At 63.7% G+C, this 25,042-nt stretch carries 23 protein-coding genes; 16 read left to right on the top strand and 7 right to left on the bottom strand.

The genetic code is table 11. The features are described from left to right. Window positions 1-89: 89 nt before the first annotated feature. A complete protein-coding gene (locus PMI38_RS14760) occupies window positions 90-1,559 on the bottom strand; it encodes an AhpA/YtjB family protein (RefSeq protein ID WP_008095382.1) in 1,470 nt (489 codons plus the stop codon). 135 nt (window positions 1,560-1,694) lie between these two features. On the opposite strand from PMI38_RS14760, the gene serB reads away from it, so the two are divergent. Then, complete coding sequence (gene serB, locus PMI38_RS14765; protein WP_008095384.1) at window positions 1,695-2,909, top strand: phosphoserine phosphatase SerB; 1,215 nt, start codon at window positions 1,695-1,697, stop codon at window positions 2,907-2,909. Window positions 2,910-3,054: 145 nt separating this feature from the next. Here serB and asd read toward each other — a convergent pair whose 3' ends face one another. Genes asd through PMI38_RS14780 form a run of 3 tightly spaced genes read right to left on the bottom strand, consistent with a single transcriptional unit; the run spans window position 3,055 to window position 6,318 of the window. Next, window positions 3,055-3,918 (bottom strand): archaetidylserine decarboxylase, encoded by an 864-nt coding sequence (asd, locus tag PMI38_RS27550; protein ID WP_008095386.1) that lies wholly within the window; start codon window positions 3,916-3,918, stop codon window positions 3,055-3,057. Between the two features lie 9 nt (window positions 3,919-3,927). Then, a complete protein-coding gene (locus PMI38_RS27555; protein WP_008095388.1) occupies window positions 3,928-4,737 on the bottom strand; it encodes a rhodanese-like domain-containing protein in 810 nt (269 codons plus the stop codon). Between the two features lie 45 nt (window positions 4,738-4,782). Beyond that, window positions 4,783-6,318, bottom strand: a complete 1,536-nt coding sequence (locus tag PMI38_RS14780; protein ID WP_008095390.1) for an HDOD domain-containing protein — start codon at window positions 6,316-6,318, stop codon at window positions 4,783-4,785. 130 nt (window positions 6,319-6,448) lie between these two features. Between PMI38_RS14780 and motA the strand changes: the two genes are divergently transcribed. Further along, window positions 6,449-7,300 (top strand): flagellar motor stator protein MotA, encoded by an 852-nt coding sequence (motA, locus tag PMI38_RS14785; protein WP_008095392.1) that lies wholly within the window; start codon window positions 6,449-6,451, stop codon window positions 7,298-7,300. Between the two features lie 3 nt (window positions 7,301-7,303). Then, on the top strand, window positions 7,304-8,317 hold the full coding sequence (gene motB, locus PMI38_RS14790) for a flagellar motor protein MotB (protein WP_008095395.1): 1,014 nt from the start codon (window positions 7,304-7,306) through the stop codon (window positions 8,315-8,317). Between the two features lie 124 nt (window positions 8,318-8,441). Here the strand turns inward: motB and PMI38_RS14795 are convergent, their stop codons facing one another. Next, a complete protein-coding gene (locus tag PMI38_RS14795; protein ID WP_008095396.1) occupies window positions 8,442-8,921 on the bottom strand; it encodes a hypothetical protein in 480 nt (159 codons plus the stop codon). 113 nt (window positions 8,922-9,034) lie between these two features. Next, window positions 9,035-10,066: a small ribosomal subunit biogenesis GTPase RsgA gene (rsgA, locus tag PMI38_RS14800; RefSeq protein ID WP_008095398.1), complete on the bottom strand. Its 1,032-nt coding sequence runs from the start codon at window positions 10,064-10,066 to the stop codon at window positions 9,035-9,037. Between the two features lie 139 nt (window positions 10,067-10,205). Between rsgA and orn the strand changes: the two genes are divergently transcribed. Continuing rightward, on the top strand, window positions 10,206-10,748 hold the full coding sequence (orn, locus tag PMI38_RS14805) for an oligoribonuclease (protein WP_008095399.1): 543 nt from the start codon (window positions 10,206-10,208) through the stop codon (window positions 10,746-10,748). Window positions 10,749-10,839: 91 nt separating this feature from the next. Beyond that, window positions 10,840-11,451: a trimeric intracellular cation channel family protein gene (locus PMI38_RS14810; protein WP_008095402.1), complete on the top strand. Its 612-nt coding sequence runs from the start codon at window positions 10,840-10,842 to the stop codon at window positions 11,449-11,451. A 98-nt stretch (window positions 11,452-11,549) separates the two neighbouring features. Here the strand turns inward: PMI38_RS14810 and queG are convergent, their stop codons facing one another. Beyond that, window positions 11,550-12,617, bottom strand: a complete 1,068-nt coding sequence (gene queG / locus PMI38_RS14815) for a tRNA epoxyqueuosine(34) reductase QueG (RefSeq protein WP_008095403.1) — start codon at window positions 12,615-12,617, stop codon at window positions 11,550-11,552. A gap of 65 nt (window positions 12,618-12,682) precedes the next feature. Here queG and PMI38_RS14820 point away from each other — a divergent pair, with 65 nt between their 5' ends. From PMI38_RS14820 to PMI38_RS14870, 11 genes are all read left to right on the top strand, one after another. Further along, the gene (locus tag PMI38_RS14820) at window positions 12,683-13,543 is read left to right on the top strand and encodes an NAD(P)H-hydrate dehydratase (protein WP_008095404.1); all 861 of its coding nucleotides are present in this window, start codon (window positions 12,683-12,685) and stop codon (window positions 13,541-13,543) included. Then, complete coding sequence (tsaE, locus tag PMI38_RS14825) at window positions 13,531-14,004, top strand: tRNA (adenosine(37)-N6)-threonylcarbamoyltransferase complex ATPase subunit type 1 TsaE (RefSeq protein ID WP_008095405.1); 474 nt, start codon at window positions 13,531-13,533, stop codon at window positions 14,002-14,004. The genes PMI38_RS14820 and tsaE overlap by 13 nt, the downstream gene beginning before the upstream one ends. 11 nt (window positions 14,005-14,015) lie before the next feature. After that, a complete protein-coding gene (locus PMI38_RS14830; RefSeq protein WP_008095406.1) occupies window positions 14,016-15,449 on the top strand; it encodes an N-acetylmuramoyl-L-alanine amidase in 1,434 nt (477 codons plus the stop codon). Beyond that, window positions 15,446-17,344 carry a DNA mismatch repair endonuclease MutL gene (gene mutL / locus PMI38_RS14835; RefSeq protein WP_008095407.1) on the top strand — a complete coding sequence of 633 codons (1,899 nt, stop codon included), beginning with the start codon at window positions 15,446-15,448 and terminating at the stop codon, window positions 17,342-17,344. Before PMI38_RS14830 ends, mutL begins: the two co-directional genes overlap by 4 nt. 1 nt (window position 17,345) lies before the next feature. After that, window positions 17,346-18,317: a tRNA (adenosine(37)-N6)-dimethylallyltransferase MiaA gene (gene miaA, locus PMI38_RS14840; protein ID WP_008095409.1), complete on the top strand. Its 972-nt coding sequence runs from the start codon at window positions 17,346-17,348 to the stop codon at window positions 18,315-18,317. A gap of 94 nt (window positions 18,318-18,411) precedes the next feature. Then, window positions 18,412-18,672, top strand: coding sequence for an RNA chaperone Hfq (gene hfq, locus PMI38_RS14845; protein WP_003258160.1), 261 nt, complete (start codon window positions 18,412-18,414; stop codon window positions 18,670-18,672). Between the two features lie 12 nt (window positions 18,673-18,684). Continuing rightward, window positions 18,685-19,986, top strand: a complete 1,302-nt coding sequence (gene hflX, locus PMI38_RS14850; RefSeq protein ID WP_008095415.1) for a ribosome rescue GTPase HflX — start codon at window positions 18,685-18,687, stop codon at window positions 19,984-19,986. 96 nt (window positions 19,987-20,082) lie between these two features. Then, the gene (gene hflK / locus PMI38_RS14855) at window positions 20,083-21,258 is read left to right on the top strand and encodes an FtsH protease activity modulator HflK (protein WP_008095417.1); all 1,176 of its coding nucleotides are present in this window, start codon (window positions 20,083-20,085) and stop codon (window positions 21,256-21,258) included. After that, a complete protein-coding gene (gene hflC / locus PMI38_RS14860; protein WP_008095419.1) occupies window positions 21,258-22,127 on the top strand; it encodes a protease modulator HflC in 870 nt (289 codons plus the stop codon). Before hflK ends, hflC begins: the two co-directional genes overlap by 1 nt. A gap of 290 nt (window positions 22,128-22,417) precedes the next feature. Next, complete coding sequence (locus tag PMI38_RS14865) at window positions 22,418-23,605, top strand: ATP phosphoribosyltransferase regulatory subunit (protein ID WP_008095421.1); 1,188 nt, start codon at window positions 22,418-22,420, stop codon at window positions 23,603-23,605. Window positions 23,606-23,661: 56 nt separating this feature from the next. Next, window positions 23,662-24,954: an adenylosuccinate synthase gene (locus tag PMI38_RS14870; protein WP_008095424.1), complete on the top strand. Its 1,293-nt coding sequence runs from the start codon at window positions 23,662-23,664 to the stop codon at window positions 24,952-24,954. Window positions 24,955-25,042: the final 88 nt, after the last annotated feature.

Consider the following 25,042-nt stretch of genomic DNA (forward strand, 5'->3'; position numbering starts at 1 on the left):
AAGCCGGCTCCCACAAGGGGAGCACCTGCTTCAAAGCTTGCGCAGCACCCTGTGGGAGCCGGCTTGCCGGCGATGAGGTCAGCGCGGTATCACGCCCTGCGCTCGTGCATCCGCGCCAACTGCCGCTCCAGCATCGATGGGTAAGGTTCCATCAACCGCTCCACGCAGCAGGCACCCTCAGGGCTGGCAATGGGCCGGATCCGAGCGCGCTGGCGAACCAGTGCGTCATCGCTGATCGGCCGCTCAACCAACAGCAGGTTGCGGCTGTGCTGGGACAGCGCCAAGGCATCCTGGGCCTTTTCGGTCGTCAGCAGGTCCGCCTGCTCCAGCCCCTGCAGATCGTCGCCCTGGGTCAGGCCCAGCTGCAGTTGCAGGGTAATGCCGCTGTCGGCCACCTCGATTTGCAGGGCGTGGCCCAAGGCGCGCAGCAGCTCGCCGCAGCAAATGGCGTTGGTCAGGTAGTCCTCGCCACTGTCACCGCTGTGGAACAGCACCAGGGTGCTGCCGTCATTGAACGTGAAGGTTTCGCCGTCATACAGCGAAGCCGCCTGTTCCAGACAGTCGCGGTAGCGCTCCAGCAGTTCGGTCAGGCGTGTGCGCGGCAGGCGGCGCAGTTGCTCCTGGGAACCCAGTTGAACGGCCAGTACCGCGGTGTTCTGCGGTTCGTTGGATTTGACCACGGTTGCCACAGGGTGCGCGCTTTCTTCATCCATCAGCCCGGCGAAGGCCTCATCATCGTCCTCTTCGACCTGGGACGTGATCTTGGCGCGAGGCGCGGCTTTCGGCGCGGGCGCGGCCTCGTGCACGTCGTCGAACTGGTCTTCTTCCTCTGCGTCGTCCTCTTCTGGCTCCGGCTCCGGTGGGGGGGGCGGGGCCAGACGGGCGTGCAACTGCCGGGCGATATCACCGATCTCATCCTGGCGATCGATCGCCGGGGTGTAGGGGTGCGGGTCGCGCAGCCATACGCGCAGTTGCAGCAGGGGCAGGGTGATATGGCGGCCTTGGCGCAGGCTCAGGCTCAGTGCCAGGGCCAGCAGGATCGCGGCCAGGATGCCCATGCTCTGCAGGCTGATCAGCATCGGCTGCTGGAACTGGCTCATGTCCAGGCTGATGCGCAGCTGCCCGGCGGTGACGTCCTGGAAGGTGATCTTGGTCTGGTACAGGCCTTGCGCTTCACCCAGCAGGCTGTTGCGCGGGCGCTGCCCGGCTTCGGCGAGGATACGGTTGTCCACGCTGTAGATCGCCGCGTGGGCCACCAATGGGTTCTTCACCAGGTTGCCCAGCAACACGTTGAGGCTGAGGATGTCGTTGGACACCAGCAGCTCGGTCGCCGAGGTGGCGGTCTGGGTGGTCAGGCTCTGGCCAAGGGCATCCGCCTGTTCGTGCATGGCCTGCTTGAACTGCAGGCCCATCACACAGGCATAGATCACCAGCGCCAGCGCCACCAGGAATATGTTGGTGCTGGCGATGCGCAGTGCCAGGGGAACGCGACGTTGGCGCAGGGCACGGAAGATCATGAGGAAGAAGTTGTCTGGTTTGACGGGCGTGGGCCGGTTCACAGAGCGCGGCTCTTAGTGGCGGAAAAGTGTTGCGCAGTATAGCGACCCGTGTTTTGTCGGCAAAGTATCGTTGGCGCCCGATGGTCATGGAAAATCGGTAGAATGCGCATTTTTCATCGAAGTCGGAGCCAGGTTGTGCGCGAAATCGTCCTGATCAACATCACCGGTGAGGACCGTCCCGGTCTCACCGCCGCTATCACCGGCGTCCTGCTCCAGGGCGGTGTGAACATCCTCGACATCGGCCTGGCGGTCATGCACGGCACCTTGTCGTTCGGCATTCTGGTCGATATCCCGGACAATGAAGTGGCCACAGGTCTGCTGCAGAGCGTGCAGTCCAAGGCCCACGAGCTGAACCTGCAGGCCCGCTACACGCCGATTTCCGAGGCGGATTACCAGCACTGGGCCGATGGCCATGGCGAGGCACGCCACATCGTCACCTTGCTCAGCCGCAAGATCACCCCCGAGCAGCTGCAGCGGGTCAGCGCGATCATCAGCCAATACGGCCTGACCATCGAGCGTATCGAGCGCCTGTCCGCCCGGGTAGCCCTGGATACCCAGAGCGAAAACGGCAAGGCAGCCGTCGAAATCTCCGTGCGCGGCGTGCCGAGCGATGCCCAGGCGCTGCGCGCCGACTTCTTCGCCTTGTCCGAAGCGCTGAGCATCGATATTGCCTTCCAGAAGGACGACCTGTTCCGCCGCAACCGCCGCCTGGCGGTGTTCGACATGGACTCGACGCTGATCGAGGCCGAGGTCATCGACGAGCTGGCCAAGGCCGCGGGTGTCGGCGAGCAGGTCGCGGCCATCACCGAGCGGGCGATGCGCGGCGAGCTGGACTTCCGCGCCAGCTTCAAGGAGCGCATGGCGTTGCTCAAGGGGCTGGATGTCAGCGTGCTGGACCAGATTGGCGCATCCCTGCGCCTGACCGAAGGCGCCGAAAACCTGTTCGCCGAACTCAAGCGGCTGGGTTACAAGACGGCGATTCTCTCCGGTGGCTTCACCTACTTTGCCAAGCAGGTGCAGGCGCGCCTGGGCATCGACTATGTGTTTGCCAACGAGCTGGAAGTGGTCGATGGCAAGGTGACCGGCGTCGCCGTGGAGCCGATCGTCGATGCCCAGCGCAAGGCCGAGTTGCTGCAGCAGCTGGCGAGCGAGGAGGGCTTGCAGCTGGAGCAGACGATTGCCGTGGGGGATGGTGCCAATGACCTGCCGATGCTGTCGCTGGCTGGCCTGGGTGTCGCCTTCCGCGCCAAACCGCTGGTGCGCCAATCGGCCAAGCAGGCGATCTCGACGCTGGGTCTGGATGGGGTGCTGTATCTGCTGGGGCTGCGTGACCGCGACGCCCGCGTTTGATCTGAATACAGGGGCTGCTTTGCAGCCCATCGCCGGCAAGCCGGCTCCCACAGGATTTTGCAGCGCTGCGGACATTGTGGGAGCCGGCTTGTCGTGGCGACGAACCGCGGCGATTGGGCCGCAAAGCGGCCCTGAATGCAGCGAATCAAGCCTGCGCCGGCACCGCCAGCAACTCACCCATGCGCACCGCCGAACCGGCACCCAGGGTTTCTGCCCACTTCACCTGCTCCGGCCCGAACAGCACGATGGCCGTGGAGCCCAATTTGAAGCGACCCAGCTCCGCACCTTTTTCCAGGTGGATCGGTGCACGGCTGCCTTCGTCATAACGGAAGGTCTTCAGTTCACGCTTCGGCGGCGTGACCAGCCCTGCCCAGACCGTCTCGATCGAGGCGACGATCATCGCACCGACCAGCACCACGGCCATTGGCCCGCGCTCGGTGTCGAACAGGCACACCACTCGCTCGTTGCGGGCAAACAGCTCAGGCACGTTCTCCGCCGTGGTCTGGTTCACCGAGAACAGACGGCCCGGCACGTAGACCATCTCGCGCAGGGTACCGGCCAGCGGCATGTGCACGCGGTGGTAGTCTTTCGGCGACAAATAGATGGTGGCGAACTCACCGCCCATGAAAGGCGCGGCCAGAGCCGGGTCGCCACCCAGCAGCTCGAGGGCGCTGAAACCATGGCCCTTGGCCTGGAAGATGCGGCCATGCTCGATCGGGCCAAGCTGGCTCACGGCACCGTCGGCCGGGCAGAGGATCGCCCCTGGGGTTTCGTCCAGCGGGCGCGCGCCGGGCTTGAGTGCGCGGGTGAAGAAGGCGTTGAAGTGCTCGTAGGCGCTCAGGTCTTCGACCAGTGCCTCGCTCATGTTCACCTGGTAGCGCTTGGCGAACCAGGCGGTAAAGGCGTTCTTGAACCAGCGAGCGCGGCACTCGGCGACGCAGCCGGCCAACCGTGACAGCAGGTGGTGTGGCAGCAGGTACTGGCTAATGATGAACAAACGGGATTTCATGCAGGTTCCTTAAACTTCTACAGGCGTGTCCGGGTGGTTGCCCCATTCGCCCCACGAACCGGCATAGGCCTTGATGCGGGGGTAGCCCAGGGATTTGGCCACCAGGTAGGTGAAACCGGAGCGGCGGTGTGACTGGCAGTGGGTGATCACTTCCTTGTCGGGCGTGATGCCAAGCTGATTCAGGACTTCAGCGATGTCCTTGCGGATGCGCAGGTGGTCGTTGAGGTCCATGCCAGCGGTCCATTCAAAGTTGATGGCGCCGGGGATATGTCCACCCTTGGCCGCCAGGACCTTCTCGCCGCTGAACTCCTGGGGAGCACGGGCATCCCAGATGGCCAGGTCGTTGGCGCCGAGGCGGCTTTGCAGGTATTCGCGGGTGGCGGTCGGCTCGCCGTGCAGCTGCAAGCGTACGGGCGTGTTGGCCGGCGCCGGTACTTCGGTGGCGAGCTTGTCTGCCGGCCAGGCCTGGATACCGCCGTTGAGGTAGTGATAGGTCCGGTGGCCGATCACATCGAGCATCCAGATGAAACGCCCGGCCCAGCCGCCGCCTTCATCGTCGTAGACCACGTAGACGGCATCATCACGATGGCCGAGCTCGCTGAACAGTTTCTCCAGGTCGCCGAGGGCTGGCAGCAGGCCGGGCGCCGGTGGCAGGCCCAGTTGGGTGCGCTTGCCCTCGACGAAACGCGCGCCAGGGATGTGCCCGCTGACATAGCGGTTGGCGCTGCTCAGGTCGACCAGGATCAGCTGTGGTGAATCCAGGCGCGGCAGCAGGTCATCGGCCTCGATTACCAGGGGCAATCCGGAAAAGTCTGTCATCCACGGTCTCCAGTGTGGAAAGAGGGAGCGATTGTAGCGCAAGGGTCAGCCATTGCGGTTGGCAAACACCGCCAGGGCGCGTTCGATGCATTGAGCGGTTTTGCCGAAGGCCTGCACGCTCACGTCGGCCAGGGGCTTGCCGCCTTGGTCGGCCACCGCCAGCATCAGCACCTGTTCATTGACCGCCAGCGAACGTAGCAGCACGTGTTCGCTGCGAAAGAGTGCGCGCAGCGCGGAGGGCAGCAGCGCGGAGAACTGGCTGTGGTTTTCCGGCGTAAGGCGTAGTTGCCCGGCTTTGCTGACCAGCTTCTGCAGCAGCTTGTTCTGCGCGATGGGCAGGGCAATGGCCGCTGCCTCTTTCGGCAGACCGGCCGTTTGCTGCACACGCAGCAGGTCATTGGCCCTGTCCAGGCTGAGCAGCAGCACGCGCTGCATGCCGCATTCCTGCAGGGCCTGGCGCGCCTGGGTGGCCAGGTGCACGGCATTGGTGAACGGGCTGGGCTGTGCCAGCAGGTCCTGACACAGCGTGCGCCAGCGACTCAGTTGCTCGCTTGAAGGCGGCGGTGGCGCCAGCATGTCGGGGTGCGGGCGGCGCTGGTGCCAAGGCCAGATCAGCGCTTCGGCCGGGTGGAACAGTGCGTGCCTGGCGTGGCGTCGGGCACTGGCGGCAGCCTGCTGGTGGACCTGTTGTTGCACGTCTTCCAGCGACGTTTGCAGGTACAGCGCAGTCAGCAACTGCCAGCGCAGCAGGTGCGGGTTGTCCCAGCCTACCTGGGCTGCCAGCGCCAGGTTGTTGGCCAGCAGCACGGTATTGGCGGGCTGGTTGAGCCAGCGGCGCAGACCAGGCGCATCGTCGAGGCGGTGCTGCTGGCTGAGCAGGTCTTCGTCGCGGGCAATGCTCAGTACCTGGGCCAGTTGCTCACGTTCTTCCAGCAGCAAGCGGTAGCCTTGGGTCACCCATTGCGGCAGACGCCATTGCTCGGCCACGGCTTGGCACAGGGCCATGATGCGCACGCCGAAGAGCTCTTCCTCAACCTCTGCGGCTTCTTCGCCCTTGTGGATGACCCGCAGTTCCCAGGTGTCGAGCAGCTTGGGGTAGGTCAGTGCCATGGGCCACAGCGGCGAAAGGAACAGCAGGCTGCCCCAATGGATTTCCTGCCACAGCCGTGCCAGACGGCTGGCGAACAAGCCGCTGGCCTGTTGCGCGGCATGCTGGCTGATCAGCAGGAACTGGCGCAGCACGGGGGGGATGTCGGCGTCCGGCAATGCCGGCAGGCGATTGAGCAATTCCTTGCTGCGCGCAAGGCCCAGGCGATTGAGGGCAATTTCCAGGCTTTCGGCAGGCTCTGCCTGGCTGGCGTTGGCCGGGTGGTTGGCCTCACGCATCACTGACAGCACCAGGGCCGGGCTGTCCTGCATCAGTTCGGCGATGTCGCGCAGGGAGCGGCGGTTATCGTTGATGGCGCTCATGACCCGGTCGTAACTCTGCTTCGGCACCGGTACACGAACACCGTCGAGCAGCTTTATCCAGGCTTCTAGCGTACGCGGATTCTGAGTGGGCACCTTGGATTCCATTGGCATTTTGACATCAGTCCGAACTGGCTTTTCGCATTTTGTGGCTATAGTCTGGCGCAGTTCTGCCGATAAGTAGAAGAAGAGTTTTAAAGCTCCCGTCCCTCACCCTGACCACGACAGCAAGTGCTTTGAACCTATGGCTAAAATTATCGGCATCATCGTCGTATTCGCGAGTGTGCTCGGCGGATATGTGCTTTCCCACGGCAAGATCGCGGCACTGATCCAGCCGTTCGAAGTGCTGATCATCGGCGGTGCGGCCTTTGGCGCTTTCATGCAGGCCAACCCGGGTTACATGACCATGCATGTAATCAAGAAGTCGATGAAGATGTTCGGCACCCGCTTCACCCATACCTTCTACCTGGAAGTTCTGGGTCTTGTGTACGAGATCCTCAACAAGAGCCGTCGTGAAGGCATGATGGCCATCGAGAGCGACATCGAGGACGCCGCGGCCAGCCCGATCTTCGCCAAGTACCCTGCTGTGCTGGGCGATGAGCGCATGACCGCGTTCATCTGCGACTACCTGCGCATCATGTCCACCGGCAACATGGCGCCCCACGAGCTCGAAGGCCTGTTCGACATGGAGCTGCTGAGCATGAAGGAAGAGCTCGAGCACCCGTCGCACGCGGTCACCGGTATTGCCGACGGCATGCCTGGTTTCGGTATCGTCGCGGCGGTATTGGGTATCGTCGTGACCATGGCTTCGCTCGGCGAGGGCGACCAGGCCTCGATCGGCCTGCACGTCGGCGCGGCACTGGTCGGTACCTTCTTCGGTATCCTGGCGGCCTATGGCTTCTTCGGGCCGTTGGCCAAGTGCCTGGAACACGATGCCAAGGAAGAGATCAACCTTTATGAGTCGATCAAGGCATCGCTGGTTGCCTCGGCCTCGGGCATGCCGCCTTCGCTGGCCGTGGAGTTCGGGCGCAAGGTGCTGTACCCAAGGCATCGCCCGAGTTTTGCCGAGCTGGAACAAGCAGTTCGCGGTCGCTGAGTCATGGAAAACAATCAGCCGATAATCATCAAGCGCGTCAAACGCTATGGCGGCGGGCACCATGGGGGTGCCTGGAAGATCGCTTTCGCCGACTTCGCCACGGCGATGATGGCCTTCTTCCTGGTGCTGTGGTTGCTGTCCACGGCCACGCCCGAGCAGAAGATCGCCATCGCCGGCTATTTCAAAGACCCGATCGGCTTCTCCGAAAGCGGTACGCCCTACGTCATCGACCTGGGCGGTTCGCCGCAGATGGCGCCGGAAAAGACCATCAATCCGGAACAAAAGGCCGAGCCTACCCCTGATACCAGCATCCAGATGAACAAGGAGCAGGTCGAGACCATGGCCGAACAGGTCGAGCGCGAGCGCCTCGAGCTGTTGCTGCAGGAGTTGCAGAACAAGGTCGAAGAGAACCCGCAGCTGCAGAAGTTCAAGGACCAGATCCTGTTCGAAATTACCCAGGACGGTCTACGCATCCAGATCATGGATGCCGAGAACCGGCCCATGTTCGACATTGGCAGCGCGCGTTTGCAGCCGTACTTCGAGGACATCCTGCTGGCCATGGCCGATACCATCAAGGCCGTGCCGAACAAGATCAGCATCAGCGGCCATACCGATGCCAAGCCCTATTCGGGCAGCGGTGAGTTCGGCAACTGGGAGCTGTCGGCCAATCGCGCCAATGCCGCACGCCGGGCGCTGGTGGCTGGGGGCTATCCGGATGAACAGGTGGCGCGGGTGGTGGGGTATGCCTCGTCTTCGCTGTTCGACCGCAAGGATCCATTCAACCCGGTCAACCGCCGTATCGACATCATCGTCTTGACCAAGAAGGCCCAGCGCAACATCGAGGGCGAGCAGGGCACGCCAGAGACGCCGCCGGCCCAGGCGCCAGCACCCGCTGCGCCTGGCGCTTCGACGGCACCTGGCGCAGGTGATGCGCCGATGCAGCCACGGGAGCTGCGCCAGAAGCTGAACATCTTCGAGGAAGGTACCTTGAAGATGGACGAGGCCAAGGACCAGTAAGGTGTACGGGGCTTGTGGGAGCGGGCTTGTCCCGCGAACCAGGGCGTAGCCCTGGCCATGCCCCTCCATTGCCCGGGCTGTCCCTTTCGCGGGACAAGCCCGCTCCCACAGCGGCCCCGAGCTTTCAAAACCCCCGCCGGATCTTGGCCTTGAGATCGGCATGAAAGAAATCCGCATTGTCCCTGTCGGCCCAACTGCCGCCCAGCGCCGGTAAGGCCAAGGCCCGGGCGAATGTGCATTCGTCGTGATAGGCCCTGACAAACAGGTCGATATGCGATAGCTCGCGCATTACCGGCCATTTGCCAAGGTGAGACGGCAAGGCGTCGCCGTCCGGCTGGTAAAAACTCACCCTTCGGCTGGCCATGACCGCAGCCCCCAGCAGCCATGCCGTCCACCAGTCATCGGTGAAACGCTCAGGCAGCAGGCCAATCCAGTGGGTTGCATCACACACGTGTTGGCAGAAGCTGCCATACAGGTCTTCGCTGGTTTGCCCGTCGCAGTCGAACAGGACCAAATGTGCGGGGATGCCTTCGAGCAGCAGGCGCTCGTTGAGAATGAAGGCGTCAAGCCGCTCTTCGTGGCGGTAGCTGATGAACACCGGCATCGCGGTTGCCCTCCCTGATAGAAGACATGACCATCAGGGAAAGCTGCGAGCGGAGCAATAGCCGACGGCAAAACCGGAGCGGTCCTACGCGTTGCGGTAAAAAGTCCTACAGATTAGTAGCTGTCTTCCGGCAGGCTGGCAATGATCGAGCGGTAGCTGTTCATCCGCTGCGGCTTGATTCGACCTTCTTCCAGTGCTTTGAGCAGGGCGCAACCCGGCTCGCGGTCATGCTTGCAGTCGCGGAAACGGCAGGTGCCGAACAGGTCGCGGAATTCGATGAAGCCGTCCTCCACGTCATCACGGCTGACATGGCCGAGGCCGAATTCGCGGATGCCGGGTGAGTCGATCAGGTCGCCGCCCTTGGGGAAGTGGTACAGGCGCGCGGTGGTAGTGGTGTGCGTGCCCTGGCCGGACCACTCGGAAAGATCGCCCACGCGGGTGTCGGCTTCCGGCAGCAGGCTGTTGACCAGCGATGACTTGCCCACGCCCGACTGGCCGACGAACACGCTGATGTGGCCATCGAGCATCTGTTGCAGGCGTTGCATGCCGTCACCGTGGTGCGCCGATACTTCCAGCAGCGGGTAGCCCAGCTCGCGGTAGACTTCGAGCAGGGCGTGCAGGCCCGGGCCGTTCTCTTCGTTGATCAGGTCGGCTTTGTTCAGCAGCAGCAGCGGGCGGATACCGGCATGCTCGGCCGCCACGAGGTAGCGGTCGATCAGGTTCGGATGCGGTTCGGGCGCCGGCGCGAACACGATCACGATCAAGTCGACGTTGGCCGCCACCGGCTTGAGTTGGCCGTGGTTGTTCGGCCGGCACAGCTCGGTGCTGCGGGGCATCTGCGCGACGATCACGCCAATGCCCTGGTTGCCTGCGCGCCATACGACCCGGTCGCCGGTGACCAGCGCCGGCAGGTTGGCTCGCAGGTGGCAACGGAATACCTGGCCGGCGGACTCGCCGTCCTGCGCCTCGACCTCGACCTGCACACCGAAGTGGGCGATCACCAGCCCCAGCTGCTCCGGCCCCAGGTCGCCACCTTCCAGCTCCTGCAGCGCATGCTGCTCGCGTTTGGCGGCGCGTGCGGCGCGTTCGTTCTGGATTTTTTCGATACGCCAGTTCTGGCGGCGATTGAGCTGGCGTTTGGCCATGAAGGTTCCGTGGTGGGACGAATGAAAACGGCCCGCAGTTTAGCACGCCAGGCGCCGGACCATTGCGCTTAGCGTTGCGCCATGAATGCGCGGGCCGCGCCCGCTAGGCTAATATGACCGTCTATACGAGGAGCCCTGCATGCAGAACCCACAGAACCTGATCTGGATCGACCTGGAAATGACCGGTCTGGACCCGGATAGCGATGTCATCATCGAGATGGCCACCATCGTCACCGACAGCGAACTGAACACCCTGGCCGAAGGGCCGGTGATCGCCATCCACCACAGCGATGAAGTGCTGGCGCGCATGGACGAGTGGAATACCCGTACCCACGGTGGCTCGGGCCTGACCCAGCGCGTGCGCGAAAGCAAGGTCAGCATGGCCGAGGCCGAGGCGCAGACCATCGCCTTCCTCGAGCAGTGGGTGCCGAAGGGCAAATCGCCGATCTGCGGCAACAGCATCTGCCAGGACCGCCGTTTCCTCTATCGCCACATGCGTGATCTGGAAAACTACTTCCACTACCGTAACCTCGATGTCTCCACCTTGAAGGAGCTGGCCGCGCGCTGGGCACCGGATGTGCGTGACAGCTTCAAGAAGGGCGGCACCCACCTGGCGCTGGACGATATCCGTGAGTCGATCGCCGAACTGCGCCACTACCGCGAGCACTTCATCAAGGTGTGAGCCGTAAGGGCGCAGATATTGTATCGGCGCCCTCTTTTGGTGCCTTGGGCAACTGGTTAGACTGCGCGCCTTTCCCGCACGGACCCGCGCCATGTTGCTGATGCTCTACCTTGTTGCCATCACCGCCGAAGCCATGACTGGCGCCTTGTCCGCTGGCCGGCGAGGCATGGACTGGTTTGGCGTGGTGCTGATCGCCTGCGTCACCGCCCTGGGCGGCGGTTCGGTGCGCGACGTCTTGCTCGGACACTACCCGTTGACCTGGGTGAAGCACCCGGAATACCTGGTACTGACCAGCCTTGCCGCACTGCTGACGATTTTCATCGCGCCAATGATGCGCCGCCTGCGCTCGCTGTTCCTGGTGCTGGATGCCCTGGGGCTGGTGGCCTTTACCCTGATTGGCTGCATGACTGCGCTGGAAATGGGGCAGGGCATGCTTGTCGCATCGATAAGCGGGGTGATCACCGGGGTGTTTGGCGGGATCCTGCGGGATATTTTCTGCAACGACATTCCGCTGGTGTTCCGCCGTGAGCTCTATGCCAGTGTGTCGTTCGCGGCAGCGTGGTTCTACCTGGGGTGCGTGTACTTCAAGGTGCCGGGGGAGCAGGCCATGTTACTGACCTTGTTCGGCGGGTTCCTGGTGCGTTTGCTGGCCATCCGCTTCCATTGGGAAATGCCCAAGTTTCACTACAACGACCAGCAGTGAGGCTGGGGCTGCTTTGCAGCCCATCGCCGGCAAGCCGGCTCCCACAAAGGGTGGGGTGGGAGCCGGCTTGCCGGCGATAGGGGTGCGAAGCGCCCCGCTTAGTGGCGGCGCGCATGCTCCTCCAACGCCCACTCCACATGCTCACGCACCAGCTCCGAAGGGTCTTCCCGGCGCGCCTTCAAGGCCTCCAGCACCGGAATCGTCGAAGGCGCATTGCCCAACCCCACCGCCAGGTTGCGCAAGAAGCGTTCATACCCCGCCCGCCGCAATGGCCCGCCTTCGGTCTTGCGCAGGAAGGTCTTCTCGTCCCACAGGAACATTTCGGCCAGCTCGGCATTCTCCAGGCCGTGCCGGGGCTGGAAGTCATTTTCCTGGGTAGGCTGTGCGAAACGGTTCCACGGGCAGACGATCTGGCAGTCGTCGCAGCCGAACACACGGTTGCCCATCTTCGCCCGCAGTTCGACGGGAATGGCGCCCTTGAGCTCGATCGTCAGGTAGGAAATACAACGCCGCGCATCCAGCACGTAGGGCCCGACGAAGGCTTGCGTGGGGCAGATGTCCAGGCACGCCTGGCAGCGCCCGCAATGCTCGCTGACATGGGCCTCGTCCACCGGCAGCGGCAGGTCGACGAACAGTTCGGCGAGGAAGAAGTAGCTGCCGGCCTTGCGGTTGAGCAACAGGGTGTTCTTGCCGATCCAGCCTAGCCCGGCCTGCTCGGCCAGCGCCTTCTCCAGCACCGGGGCGCTGTCGACGAAGGCCCGGTAGCCAAACGGGCCGATGTCTTCCTGGATACGGTCGGCCAGGTGTTGCACGCGTTTGCGCACCAGCTTGTGATAGTCCCGCCCCAGGGCATAGCGCGACACATAGGCCTTTTCCGGTTGCGCCAGGCGCTGCGCCATCTGCGTGTCGCCAGGCAGGTAGTCCATGCGCAGCGATACCACGCGCACGGTACCGGGGATCAGTTGCTCGGGGTGGGCGCGCTTGCTGCCGTGCGCGCCGAGGTATTCCATCTCGCCCTGGTAGCCGGCGTCGAGCCAGCGCTGCAGGTGATGTTCGTGCTCGCCAAGGTCTACACCGGCGATGCCGACGTGGGCAAAACCGAGTTCTCGGCCCCAATCCTTGATCGATTGGGCCAGTGCGGCGAGGTCAGGTGTGCAAGCGGACATGGATGGGCAAGGCAATACGGGCTCAGGTGCGTATAATTCTGCCAGACATTGGAGCCTTTGACCCCATGCCCCAGACCAAACACACCGGCCACCCCCCGCAACTGCTCGGCAGCAGGACGGTCGCGCGCCTGCCTGCAAGGCCTGCGCATGCCCAGAAAGGTGACTTCGGCCATGTGCTGGTGGTCGGTGGCGACCTCGGTACCGGTGGTGCGGTGTTGCTGAGTGCCGAGGCGGCACTGCGCTGTGGCGCCGGTCTGGTCAGCGTGGCGACCCGCCCCGAACACGTTGCCGCAAGCCTTGCTCGCTTGCCGGAAACCATGTGCCTTGGCGTGAGCTCGGCCAACCAGCTGATGGGTGTGCTGGAGCGGGCCTCGGTACTGGTGGTTGGCCCGGGCCTTGGCCAGGCCGCCTGGGGGCGTAGCCTGCTGTCGGCAGTGGCCAATGCCGAACGGCCACAGGTGTGGGACGCCGATGCGCTGAACCTGTTGGCGCATACTCCGCTGGCCCTGCCCAGCGGCAGTATTCTGACCCCTCATCCTGGGGAGGCGGCGCGATTACTGGGCATTTCCACCGAGGCAGTACAGACTGACCGCGCCGGCGCTGCGCGGAAGCTGGCGCGGCGCTATGCCAGCATCTGCGTGCTCAAGGGGGCCGGCACCCTGGTCGCCGACCCGACGGGGCAGTTGGCGCTGTGCGAACGCGGTCACCCGGCGATGGCTGGGGCGGGGCTGGGCGATGTGCTGACCGGCGTCCTGGGGGCTTTATTGGCCCAGGGGCTGGATGCCTGGAGCGCTGCCTGCCTGGGCGTATGGCTGCACGCCTGCGCCGGCGAGCGTCTGGGGAGCAAAGGTAGAGGCCTGGCGGCCAGCGATCTGGCGCCGGTCATTCGTGAGTTGTTGGAGGAACATTCTGCGTGTCTGGCATAACCCTGTTTCTGGCCGATGAAGCGGCCACGGTGGCATTCGGCACCAAACTGGCCGAGGTGACCGGCGGTCACGGCGTGATCTTCCTCGAAGGTGACCTGGGGGCTGGCAAGACCACCCTGTCGCGTGGCCTGATCCGTGGCCTGGGCCATACTGGTGCAGTGAAAAGCCCCACGTTTACCGTGGTCGAGCCTTACGAGATCGGTACGGTGCGTGCCTTCCACTTCGACCTGTATCGCCTGGTCGATCCGGAAGAGCTGGAGTACATGGGCATTCGCGACTACTTCGAGGGCGACCCGCTGTGCCTGTTCGAGTGGCCACAAAAGGGTGCGGGCGTTTTGCCAAAGCCTGACCTGACCATTACCATAAGCCCCCAAGCGAGCGGACGCTCGCTCAACCTTTCGCCGCAGGGGGCTCGCGGCGAGGCCTGGTGCGCTGCACTGGCCGAACACAATAAACAGTAAGTGGGGTAGGTATGCGCATACGCGCACTGGTCGCTGCCGTTGGGCTGCTGCTGACAGCAGTGACCGTTGACGCTCTGGCCGTCACACAAGTCAAGAGCATGCGCCTGTGGCGCGCGCCGGACAACACACGGCTTGTATTCGACCTGTCGGGTCCGGTGCAGCATAGCGTCTTCACCCTGAGCGCGCCCAACCGCCTCGTCATTGATATCAATGGCGCGACCCTGGCCGCGCCGCTGAGTGTCTCTACGTCGAACACGCCCATCACCAGCGTGCGCTCCGCCCAGCGCACACCGACTGACCTGCGCGTGGTGGTCGACCTGAAGAAGTCGGTCACGCCCAAGAGCTTTACCCTGGCTCCCAATGCCCAGTATGGCAATCGCCTGGTGGTCGACCTGTACGACCAGGAGTCCGACGCCATCGCCGCCACGGCGCCTTCGGCACCCCCTGCGCCGGTACCTGCCCCGGCCACCACGCCTGCCGTGCCGGTTACCCCGGCGCAGCCCGCAATCAAGCTGCCGCCTGTACCTGCCGGCAAGCGCGACATCGTGGTCGCCATCGACGCCGGCCACGGCGGCGAGGACCCGGGTGCCTCCGGCTCGCGCGGCCAGCACGAGAAAGACATCGTGCTGCAGATCGCCAAGGAGCTGCAGCGCCAGATCAACACCGAGAAGGGCTACCGCGCCGAGCTGACCCGTACCGGTGACTACTTCATCCCGCTGCGCAAGCGCACCGAGATCGCCCGCAAGAAGGGCGCCGACCTGTTCATCTCGATCCACGCTGACGCCGCGCCGTCGCGGGCCGCGTTCGGGGCATCGGTGTTCGCCCTGTCCGACCGCGGCGCCACCTCCGAAACGGCGCGTTGGTTGGCCGATACGGAAAACCGTTCCGACCTGATCGGCGGTGCCGGCAACGTCAGCCTCGACGACAAGGACCGCATGCTGGCGGGCGTGCTGCTTGACCTGTCGATGACCGCGACGCTCAGCTCCAGCCTCAATGTCGGGCAGAAGGTGCTCGGCAACATGGGCCGGGTCACTTCGCTGCACAAGCAGCGGGTGGAACAGGCAGGCTTCATGGTGTTGAAGTCGCCTGACATTCCGTCGATCCTCGTCGAAACCGGGTTCATTTCCAACAATAATGAAGCCGCCAAGCTGGCCACCTCCAGTCACCAGCAGGCCTTGGCCCGTTCGATTCATACCAGTGTGCGCCAGTACTTCCAGCAAAACCCGCCGCCTGGCACTTACGTGGCCTGGCTGCGTGACAGCGGCAAGATTGCCCAGGGCCCGCGTGACCATACCGTGCGCCCTGGTGAGACCTTGGCGATGATCGCCGTGCGCTACCAGGTCAGTGTTCCCAGCCTGCGCAGCAGCAACAGCCTCAAGACCGATGAACTGAAGGTTGGCCAGCACCTGACTATCCCCGCCACTACCTTGGCCTCGCAGCAATGAGTGGCGGTTCGCGCATCCAGCTGCTCAGCCCGCGGCTGGCTAACCAGATTGCCGCAGGTGAGGTGGTCGAACGCCCGGCCTCGGTGGCCAAGGAGCTGTTGGAAAACAGCCTCGACTCCGGTGCTCGGCGCATCGACGTCGAAGTCGAGCAGGGGGGCGTCAAGCTGCTGCGGGTGCGTGACGACGGCAGTGGTATCTCCGCCGATGACTTGCCACTGGCCCTGGCTCGCCACGCCACCAGCAAGATTCGCGAACTGGAAGACCTGGAAGGGGTGTTGAGCCTCGGTTTTCGTGGCGAGGCCCTGGCTTCGATCAGTTCGGTGGCGCGCCTGACCCTGACCTCGCGTACCGCCAGCGCCGGCGAAGCCTGGCAGGTCGAGACCGAGGGGCGTGACATGACGCCACGGGTGCAGCCGGCCGCGCACCCGGTCGGCACCTCGGTGGAAGTGCGCGACCTGTTCTTCAATACCCCGGCCCGGCGCAAGTTCCTCAAGGCCGAGAAGACCGAGTTCGATCACCTGCAGGAGGTTATCCGCCGTCTGGCCCTGGCGCGCTTCGATGTCGGCTTCCACCTGCGGCATAACGGCAAGAGCATTCTCAGCCTGCACGAAGCACACGACGAAACAGCCCGTGCGCGAAGGGTCGGCGCCATCTGTGGCCCCGGTTTCATGGAGCAGGCGCTGCCCATCGACGTCGAACGCAACGGCCTGCGCCTGTGGGGCTGGGTCGGCCTGCCGACGTTCTCGCGCAGCCAGGCTGACCTGCAGTACTTCTTCGTCAATGGCCGCGCGGTGCGCGACAAGCTGGTCGCCCATGCCGTGCGCCAGGCCTATCGCGATGTGCTGTTCAATGGCCGCCACCCGACCTTCGTGCTGTTCCTCGAACTCGAGCCCAATGGCGTCGACGTCAACGTGCACCCGACCAAGCACGAAGTGCGTTTCCGTGAAGGGCGCTCGGTGCACGACTTCCTCTATGGCACCTTGCACCGTGCCTTGGCCGATGTTCGTCCGGAAGACCAGCTGGCAGCGCCCGCCGCGGCCGCCGAGATGGTCCGCCCGACAGGGCAGCAGGTCGGTGAGTTCGGCCCGCAAGGTGAGATGCGCCTGGCCTCACCGGTCCTTGAGCAGCCCCAGGCACCCCAGTTTGCGATTTCCAATGGTGGCAGTGGCGCAGGCTACCAATACCAGTACACCCCGCGTCCGTCCCAGCCGCTGCCGGCGGCCGAGTCTCAAGCGGTCTATCGCGAGTTCTACAAGCCATTGAGCGACGGGGCGCCTGCGCCTTCGACGCTGCCTGAGGGCCAGGGCGATATTCCGCCGCTGGGCTATGCCCTGGCCCAGCTCAAAGGCATCTACATCCTCGCCGAGAATGCCGTAGGTCTGGTGCTGGTGGACATGCACGCCGCCCACGAGCGGATCATGTACGAGCGACTCAAGGTCGCCATGGCCAGCGAAGGCCTGAGTGGCCAGCCGCTGTTGGTGCCCGAGACGCTGGCGCTGAGCCAGCGCGAAGCCGATTGCGCCGAAGAGCATGGGCAATGGTTCCAGCGCCTGGGCTTCGAGTTGCAGCGCCTGGGCCCGGAAACCCTGGCGATCCGCCAGATCCCGGCCTTGCTCAAGCAAGCCGAGGCCAATCGCCTGGTTCAGGACGTACTCGCCGACCTGATGGAGTACGGCACCAGTGACCGTATCCAGGCGCACCTCAACGAGCTGCTCGGCACCATGGCCTGTCACGGCGCCGTGCGCGCCAACCGGCGCCTGGCGATTCCCGAGATGAACGCCTTGCTGCGCGACATGGAAAACACCGAGCGCAGCGGCCAATGCAACCACGGCCGACCGACCTGGACCCAGATGGGCCTGGACGACCTGGACAAACTTTTCCTGCGCGGTCGATGAAATGAGCGGCAAGCCCCCTGCAATATTCCTCATGGGCCCGACAGCGGCCGGCAAGACCGACCTTGCCATCGAACTGACCAAAGTCTTGCCCTGCGAGCTGATCAGTGTCGACTCGGCGCTGGTCTATCGCGGCATGGACATTGGTTCGGCCAAGCCTTCCAAAGAGATCCTGGCTGCCCATCCGCACCGTTTGATCGACATTCGTGACCCGGCCGAAAGCTATTCGGCCGCGCAGTTCCGCGCCGATGCGCTGGAAGCGATGGCCGAGATCACTGCACGTGGCAAGATCCCGCTGCTGGTTGGCGGCACCATGCTCTACTACAAGGCGCTGATCGATGGCCTGGCGGACATGCCCGCGGCCGATGCTGCCGTGCGGGCGGAACTTGAGGCCCAGGCTGAGGCGCTGGGCCTGGCCGAACTGCATCGGCAGCTGGCTGAAGTGGACCCTGTGTCGGCGGCGCGCATTCACCCCAACGACCCGCAGCGCCTGATCCGAGCGCTGGAAGTGTACCGGGTGAGCGGCGAGAGCATGACGGCACATCGCCAGCGTCAATTCGCGGAAAGTAGCGCCGCAGACGCAGGCGCTGGCACGCATTTGCCCTATACTGTCGCGAGTTTGGCGATCGCTCCTACAGATCGTCACATTTTGCATCAGCGAATTGCGCTACGATTCTCGCAAATGCTGGAACAGGGCTTCATCGACGAGGTCCGATCGCTGCGGGCCAGAAGTGACTTGCACGCCGGACTGCCGTCTATACGGGCAGTGGGATATCGGCAAGTCTGGGACTACCTTGACGGCAAGCTGACTGAGGATGAGATGCGCGAACGCGGTATCATTGCCACTCGACAGCTGGCCAAGCGGCAGTTCACCTGGTTGCGTGGTTGGGCCGACGTACATTGGCTCGACAGCCTGGCCTGCGACAATCTGTCCCGCACCTTGAAATACCTTGGGGCCGTCTCCATATTGAGCTGAGTCCCTGCTGATTGCCGTCTATTCTTGCGAAGGGGCGGCACAACTTATCGATTTCTTTGAATTTCTATTATTTATCCTTACAGGAGTGCGGCATATGTCAAAAGGGCATTCGCTACAAGACCCTTACTTGAACACCTTGAGAAAAGAAAAGGTCCCGGTTTCGATCTATCTGGTCAACGGCATCAAACTGCAGGGCTCGATCGAATCCTTCGACCAGTTCGTGGTACTGCTGAAGAACACCGTCAGCCAGATGGTCTACAAGCACGCTATTTCGACCGTGGTTCCTGCCCGTCCGGTTCGCCTGCCTAGCCCGTCCGATTCCGAACACGGTGACAGCGAGCCAGGCAACGCCTGATAGGAGCCTGCATTGTTCTTTGAGCGCCACGGTGGTGGTGAGCGAGCACTGCTCGTTCACTTGGAAGGTCAGAACCCTGAGGCGCGCGAAGATCCGCAGGAGTTTCAGGAACTGGCATTGTCGGCCGGCGCCGACATCGTTTCGCTGGTCACGGTGGCACGGCATCAGCCTACCGCCAAATACCTGATTGGCAGTGGCAAGGTCGAGGAATTGCGCGACCTGGTCAACGCCGAACAGGTAGACCTGGTGATTTTCAATCACACCCTCACGCCCAGTCAGGAGCGCAACCTCGAACGTGTCTTCGAGTGTCGTGTGCTCGACCGTACCGGGCTGATCCTCGATATCTTCGCCCAGCGGGCGCGTACCCATGAAGGCAAGCTGCAGGTCGAACTGGCCCAGCTCGAGCACATGAGCACGCGGCTGGTTCGCGGCTGGACCCACCTTGAGCGGCAGAAAGGTGGTATCGGCCTGCGCGGCCCGGGTGAAACCCAGCTGGAAACCGACCGCCGCCTATTGCGGGTGCGCCTGCGGCAGATCAAGGGGCGTCTGGAAAAGGTCCGCAGCCAGCGTGAGCAGGCTCGTCGTGGCCGTCGCCGCGCGGATATTCCTTCGGTATCGCTGGTGGGCTACACCAACGCCGGCAAGTCAACGCTGTTCAACGCCTTGACCGAATCCGAGGTGTACGCCGCCGACCAACTGTTCGCCACCCTCGACCCGACCCTGCGCCGGCTCGAGCTCAACGACCTCGGGCCGATCGTGCTGGCCGACACCGTGGGCTTCATTCGTCACCTGCCGCACAAGCTGGTCGAAGCATTTCGGGCTACGCTCGAAGAGTCGAGCAACGCTGACCTGCTGCTGCACGTGATCGACGCCCATGAGCCAGAGCGCATGGAGCAGATCGAGCAGGTGCTGGCAGTACTTGGCGAGATCGGTGCCGAAGGCTTGCCGATCCTCGAGGTCTATAACAAACTCGACCTGCTAGAAGATGTCGAGCCGCAGATTCAGCGCGATGCCGATGGCAAGCCTGAGCGGGTCTGGGTATCGGCACGCGATGGACGTGGTCTGGAGCTGGTTGGCCAGGCGATTGCCGAGCTGCTGGGGGATGATCTGTTTGTCGGTACCCTGTGTCTGGAGCAGCGTTTTGCCCGTTTGCGCGCGCAATTCTTTGCCCTGGGTGCCGTGCAGAGTGAAACGCATGATGAAGAAGGGCGCTACCTGCTGAGTGTTCGGTTGCCCATGGTCGAATTGAATCGCCTGGTCAGCCGTGAAGGCATGGAGCCGCAAGTGTTTGTCGAGCAACACACTTTGCAATAAATGCCCGGCGAGGTCGCCGGGCGGCAGTGGCAGGCATTCTGTAGCATTGGACGGCGCGCCGTGGGCGCGTCTTTGCTTTATCAGATGGAGAGCGCTATGGCTTGGAACGAGCCGGGTGGCAACTCGAACAATCAGGATCCCTGGGGCGGCCGACGCGGTGGCGGCGGTGGCGATAAAAAAGGTCCGCCTGATCTGGACGAGGCCTTCCGCAAACTGCAGGACAGCCTCAATGGCATGTTCGGCAGTGGCAAAAAACGTGGCGGCGGTGACCGCAATGTCGGCAAGGGTGGCGGCTTCGGCCTGCTGGGCATCGGCCTGGCGGTGCTGGCTGCAATCTGGCTGTACAGCGCCGTGTACGTGGTCGACGAGCAGGAGCAGGCCGTAGTGCTGCGCTTCGGCAAGTACTATGAGACGGTCGGTCCCGGCCTGAACATCTACTTCCCGCCCATCGATCGCAAGTACATGGAAAACGTCACGCGCGAGCGTGCCTACACCAAGCAGGGTCAGATGCTCACCGAAGACGAGAACATCGTCGAGGTACCACTGACCGTCCAGTACAAGATCAGCAACCTGCAGGACTTCGTGCTCAACGTCGACCAGCCCGAGGTGAGCCTGCAGCATGCCACCGACAGCGCCCTGCGCCACGTGGTGGGTTCCACTTCGATGGACCAGGTACTGACCGAAGGTCGTGAGCAGATGGCCGTGGATATCCGCGAACGTTTGCAGCGTTTCCTCGACAACTACCGTACCGGCATCACCGTTACCCAGGTCAACGTACAGAGCGCGGCTGCCCCGCGTGAAGTACAGGAAGCCTTCGATGACGTGATCCGTGCCCGCGAAGACGAGCAGCGTGCCCGCAACCAGGCCGAGTCCTACGCCAACGGCGTGGTGCCGGAAGCCCGTGGTCAGGCCCAGCGCATCATCGAGGACGCCAACGGTTACCGCGACGAAGTCATCGCGCGCGCCAAGGGTGAGGCCGACCGCTTCACCAAGCTGGTCGCCGAGTACCACAAGGCACCTGACGTGACCCGTCAGCGTCTGTACCTGGAGACCATGCAAGAGGTCTACAGCAATTCGAGCAAGGTCATGGTGGCGACCAAGGACGGGCAGAACAACCTGCTCTACCTGCCGCTGGACAAGATGGTCGAAGGCAGCCGCAACACGTCCGCACCTGTCACCGGCGTTACCCCGTCGGCCAACGATGCAGCAGCGCGTGCGGCGCAGGACCTTCAACAGCAACAGCAGCAGATGCGTACTAGGGAGAGCCGCTGATGAGCAATAGATCGCTGATCGCCCTGATCGCCGCTGTGGTCCTGGCCATCGTGGCCTGGAACAGCTTCTACATCGTGTCCCAGACGGAGCGTGCGGTACTGCTGCGCTTCGGTAAGGTGGTCCAGGCGGATGTCCAGCCGGGGCTGCATGTGAAGATCCCGTATGTGAACCAGGTCCGCAAGTTCGACGCCCGCCTGATGACCCTCGACGCCCCGACCCAGCGGTTCCTGACCCTGGAGAAGAAAGCGGTGATGGTCGACGCCTACGCCAAGTGGCGCGTCAAGGATGCCGAGCGCTTCTACACTGCCACCTCCGGCATGAAGCAGATTGCCGACGAGCGTCTGTCGCGCCGTCTGGAAAGCGGCCTGCGCGACCAATTCGGTAAGCGTACCCTGCACGAAGTGGTGTCCGGTGAACGTGACGCGCTGATGGCTGACATCACCGCCTCGCTGAACCGCATGGCCAGCAAGGAGCTGGGTATCGAGGTGGTCGACGTGCGCGTCAAGGCCATCGACCTGCCGAAGGAAGTCAACCGCAGCGTGTTCGACCGCATGAGCACCGAGCGTGAGCGCGAAGCCCGCGAGCATCGTGCCAAGGGTAACGAGCTGGCCGAGGGTATCCGCGCGGATGCCGATCGTCAGCGCCGTGTACTGCTGGCCGAAGCCTACCGCGAAGCTGAGGAAACCCGTGGTGACGGCGACGCCCAGGCGGCCGCCATCTATGCCAAGGCTTACAGCCAGGACGCTGATTTCTATGCGTTCCACCGTAGCCTGCAGGCATACCGCGAGAGCTTCTCGAGCAAGAGCGACGTGCTGGTCCTGGATCCGAAGAACGAGTTCTTCCGCTACCTGGACAAGAGCAAGCCCTGATGCTCTGTTGAGGAAACACCCCGCCTGGCAGCTAAAACTCCAGGCAGGGTGCATCCTGAATGAAAAGGGGTGTATGATGCGGCAGCCGGGAAATTTCCCGGCTTTTTTGCGTCTGCAAGGTTGATTGGCAAACGGCCAGTTGACGGCTTGGTCAGGTCGCAAGGCAATTCGAGGGTATTGGGTACGGTGGTGGCGCTGGGATCAGTGCTGCCCGCTGCTGTGCGCCAATGCCTGCTTTACTGACGGCTCGCCTGCTGGCAAGCCGCCCGGACCAGAGGGGAAATGGCGTAATGGCAACGGTAGACCGCTGGCTGCTGCCAGATGGCATCGAGGAAGTACTGCCACCTGAGGCTGCGCGCATCGAGATCGCGCGCCGCCAGGTGTTGGACCTGTTCCAGAGTTGGGGCTACGAACTGGTCGTCACCCCGCATATCGAGTACCTGGAGTCGCTGCTCACCGGCGCCGGCCAGGACCTGGACCAGCGCACCTTCAAGGTGGTCGACCCACAGTCCGGCCGCCTGATGGGCTTCCGCGCCGACTTCACCCCGCAGGTAGCGCGCATCGACGCGCACACCCTGCGCCGCGAAGGCCCGAGCCGCCTGTGCTACGCCGGCAGCGTGCTGCACGCCCAGCCGCGTGCCCTGTCCACCTCGCGCAGCCCGATCCAGCTGGGTGCCGAGCTGTACGGCGATGCCAGCCCCACCAGCGATGTCGAGGTCATCAGCCTGATGCTCGCTACGCTGCAACTGACTGACGTCGCGGATGTGCACATGGACCTCGGTCATGTCGGCATCTACCGCGGCCTGGCGCGCGCCGCCGGCCTGTCGGGCGCAGTCGAGCAGCAGTTGTTCGACGCCCTGCAGCGCAAGTCGGTGGATGAAGTGCAGGCGCTGACCGCCGACCTGCCGAAGGACCTGGGCAACATGCTGCGCGCCCTGGTCGAGCTGTGCGGTGGTCGCGAAGTGCTGGCCGAAGCCCGCGTGCGCCTGGGCCGTGCCCCGGCCAGCGTGCTGGCAGCGCTGGACGACCTGCTGGCGATCGCCGACCGTCTGGCGTCGCGTTACCCCGAGCTGCCGCTGTACTTCGACCTCGGCGAGTTGCGCGGCTACAACTACCACACCGGTGTGGTGTTCGCGGTGTTCGTCCCGGGCGAAGGTCAATCGATCGCCCAGGGCGGCCGCTATGACGACATCGGTGCCGATTTCGGCCGGGCGCGCCCGGCCACCGGCTTTTCCACGGATTTGAAGACCCTGGTCACACTGGGGCGAGCGGAGGTCGTATTGCCTGCTGGCGGCATCTGGATGCCGGACAGTGGCGACGCGGCCCTCTGGCAGCAGGTCTGCCAGTTGCGCAACGAGGGCCAGCGTGTGGTCCAGGCCCTGCCTGGCCAACCGTTGAGTGCTGCTCTCGAGGCGGATTGTGATCGGCAATTGATTCAGCAAGACGGGCGCTGGCAGGTACTGCCGCTGACCCAATGAGTTTCTGCGCCGGCAATTGGCCGGCAACCAAGTTTGCGTGAATGAGGACAAGTGTTATGGGTAAGAATGTCGTCGTCCTGGGCACCCAATGGGGTGATGAGGGCAAAGGCAAGATCGTTGATCTGCTGACCGAACATGCTGCCGCCGTAGTGCGCTACCAGGGTGGCCACAACGCGGGCCACACCCTGGTGATCAACGGTGAAAAAACCGTTCTGCACCTGATTCCGTCCGGCATCCTGCGTGAAGGCGTACAGTGCCTGATCGGCAACGGCGTGGTCGTTGCCCCAGATGCCCTGATGCGTGAAATCACCAAGCTGGAAGAGAAGGGCGTACCGGTGCGCGAGCGCCTGCGCATCAGCCCTGCTGCGCCGCTGATCCTGTCGTACCACGTGGCCCTGGACCAGGCCCGCGAGAAAGCCCGTGGCGAAGCCAAGATCGGCACCACCGGCCGCGGTATCGGCCCAGCCTACGAAGACAAGGTCGCTCGCCGCGGCCTGCGCGTTGGCGACCTGTTCCACCGCGAGCGTTTCGCTGCCAAGCTGGGTGAGCTGCTGGATTACCACAACTTCCAGCTGGTGAACTACTACAAAGAGCCGGCCATCGACTTCCAGCAGACCCTGGACGAGTGCATGGCCTACGCCGAACAGCTCAAGCCGATGATGCTCGACGTCACCGCCGAGCTGCACAACCTGCGTCGCGCCGGCAAGGACATCATGTTCGAAGGCGCCCAGGGCTCGCTGCTGGACATCGACCACGGTACCTACCCGTACGTCACCAGCTCCAACACCACTGCTGGCGGTATCTCCACCGGTTCCGGCGTTGGCCCGATGTACCTGGACTACATCCTCGGCATCACCAAGGCCTACACCACCCGTGTAGGTTCCGGCCCGTTCCCGACCGAGCTGTTCGACGAGACCGGTGCCACCCTGGCCAAGCGTGGTCACGAGTTCGGTTCGACTACCGGCCGTGCCCGTCGTTGCGGCTGGTTCGATGCCGTCATCCTGCGTCGCGCCATCGACGTCAACAGCATCTCGGGCATCTGCCTGACCAAGCTGGACGTGCTGGACGGTCTGGAAACCATCAACATCTGTGTTGGCTACAAGAACGAGAACGGCGCCGTCATCGACGCACCGTCCGATGCTGACAGCTACATCGGCCTGGAGCCGGTGTACGAAGAGATGCCAGGCTGGAGCGAGTCGACCCTGGGTGCCAAGACCCTGGAAGAGCTGCCAGAAGCTGCTCGCGCTTACATCAAGCGCATCGAGGAGCTGACCGGCGCGCCGATCGACATCATCTCCACCGGCCCGGACCGCAACGAGACCATCGTGCTGCGTCATCCGTTCGCCTGATCTGCCTTCCAGGCTGATCTGACGCCGCGGCCCTGAAAGGGGCTGCGGCGTTTTTGTTTCTGTGCTCGGTCTGTACCGGCCCTATCGC

This window comes from Pseudomonas sp. GM84 (genome assembly GCF_000282535.1).
In the GTDB taxonomy this organism is placed as follows: domain Bacteria; phylum Pseudomonadota; class Gammaproteobacteria; order Pseudomonadales; family Pseudomonadaceae; genus Aquipseudomonas.

Excerpts from the sequence above, each read along its gene's own strand:
- mutL (WP_008095407.1), top strand. The coding sequence starts at position 15,446 with ATGAGTGGCGGTTCGCGCATCCAGCTGCTCAGCCCGCGGCTGGCTAAC.
- hflC (WP_008095419.1), top strand. The coding sequence starts at position 21,258 with ATGAGCAATAGATCGCTGATCGCCCTGATCGCCGCTGTGGTCCTGGCC.
- miaA (WP_008095409.1), top strand. The coding sequence starts at position 17,346 with ATGAGCGGCAAGCCCCCTGCAATATTCCTCATGGGCCCGACAGCGGCC.
- PMI38_RS14795 (WP_008095396.1), bottom strand. The coding sequence starts at position 8,921 with ATGCCGGTGTTCATCAGCTACCGCCACGAAGAGCGGCTTGACGCCTTC.
- orn (WP_008095399.1), top strand. The coding sequence starts at position 10,206 with ATGCAGAACCCACAGAACCTGATCTGGATCGACCTGGAAATGACCGGT.
- PMI38_RS27555 (WP_008095388.1), bottom strand. The coding sequence starts at position 4,737 with ATGACAGACTTTTCCGGATTGCCCCTGGTAATCGAGGCCGATGACCTG.
- PMI38_RS14830 (WP_008095406.1), top strand. The coding sequence starts at position 14,016 with ATGCGCATACGCGCACTGGTCGCTGCCGTTGGGCTGCTGCTGACAGCA.
- PMI38_RS14870 (WP_008095424.1), top strand. The coding sequence starts at position 23,662 with ATGGGTAAGAATGTCGTCGTCCTGGGCACCCAATGGGGTGATGAGGGC.
- PMI38_RS14810 (WP_008095402.1), top strand. The coding sequence starts at position 10,840 with ATGTTGCTGATGCTCTACCTTGTTGCCATCACCGCCGAAGCCATGACT.
- motA (WP_008095392.1), top strand. The coding sequence starts at position 6,449 with ATGGCTAAAATTATCGGCATCATCGTCGTATTCGCGAGTGTGCTCGGC.
- PMI38_RS14865 (WP_008095421.1), top strand. The coding sequence starts at position 22,418 with ATGGCAACGGTAGACCGCTGGCTGCTGCCAGATGGCATCGAGGAAGTA.
- PMI38_RS14820 (WP_008095404.1), top strand. The coding sequence starts at position 12,683 with ATGCCCCAGACCAAACACACCGGCCACCCCCCGCAACTGCTCGGCAGC.
- hflK (WP_008095417.1), top strand. The coding sequence starts at position 20,083 with ATGGCTTGGAACGAGCCGGGTGGCAACTCGAACAATCAGGATCCCTGG.
- rsgA (WP_008095398.1), bottom strand. The coding sequence starts at position 10,066 with ATGGCCAAACGCCAGCTCAATCGCCGCCAGAACTGGCGTATCGAAAAA.
- asd (WP_008095386.1), bottom strand. The coding sequence starts at position 3,918 with ATGAAATCCCGTTTGTTCATCATTAGCCAGTACCTGCTGCCACACCAC.
- PMI38_RS14780 (WP_008095390.1), bottom strand. The coding sequence starts at position 6,318 with ATGCCAATGGAATCCAAGGTGCCCACTCAGAATCCGCGTACGCTAGAA.
- motB (WP_008095395.1), top strand. The coding sequence starts at position 7,304 with ATGGAAAACAATCAGCCGATAATCATCAAGCGCGTCAAACGCTATGGC.
- queG (WP_008095403.1), bottom strand. The coding sequence starts at position 12,617 with ATGTCCGCTTGCACACCTGACCTCGCCGCACTGGCCCAATCGATCAAG.
- hfq (WP_003258160.1), top strand. The coding sequence starts at position 18,412 with ATGTCAAAAGGGCATTCGCTACAAGACCCTTACTTGAACACCTTGAGA.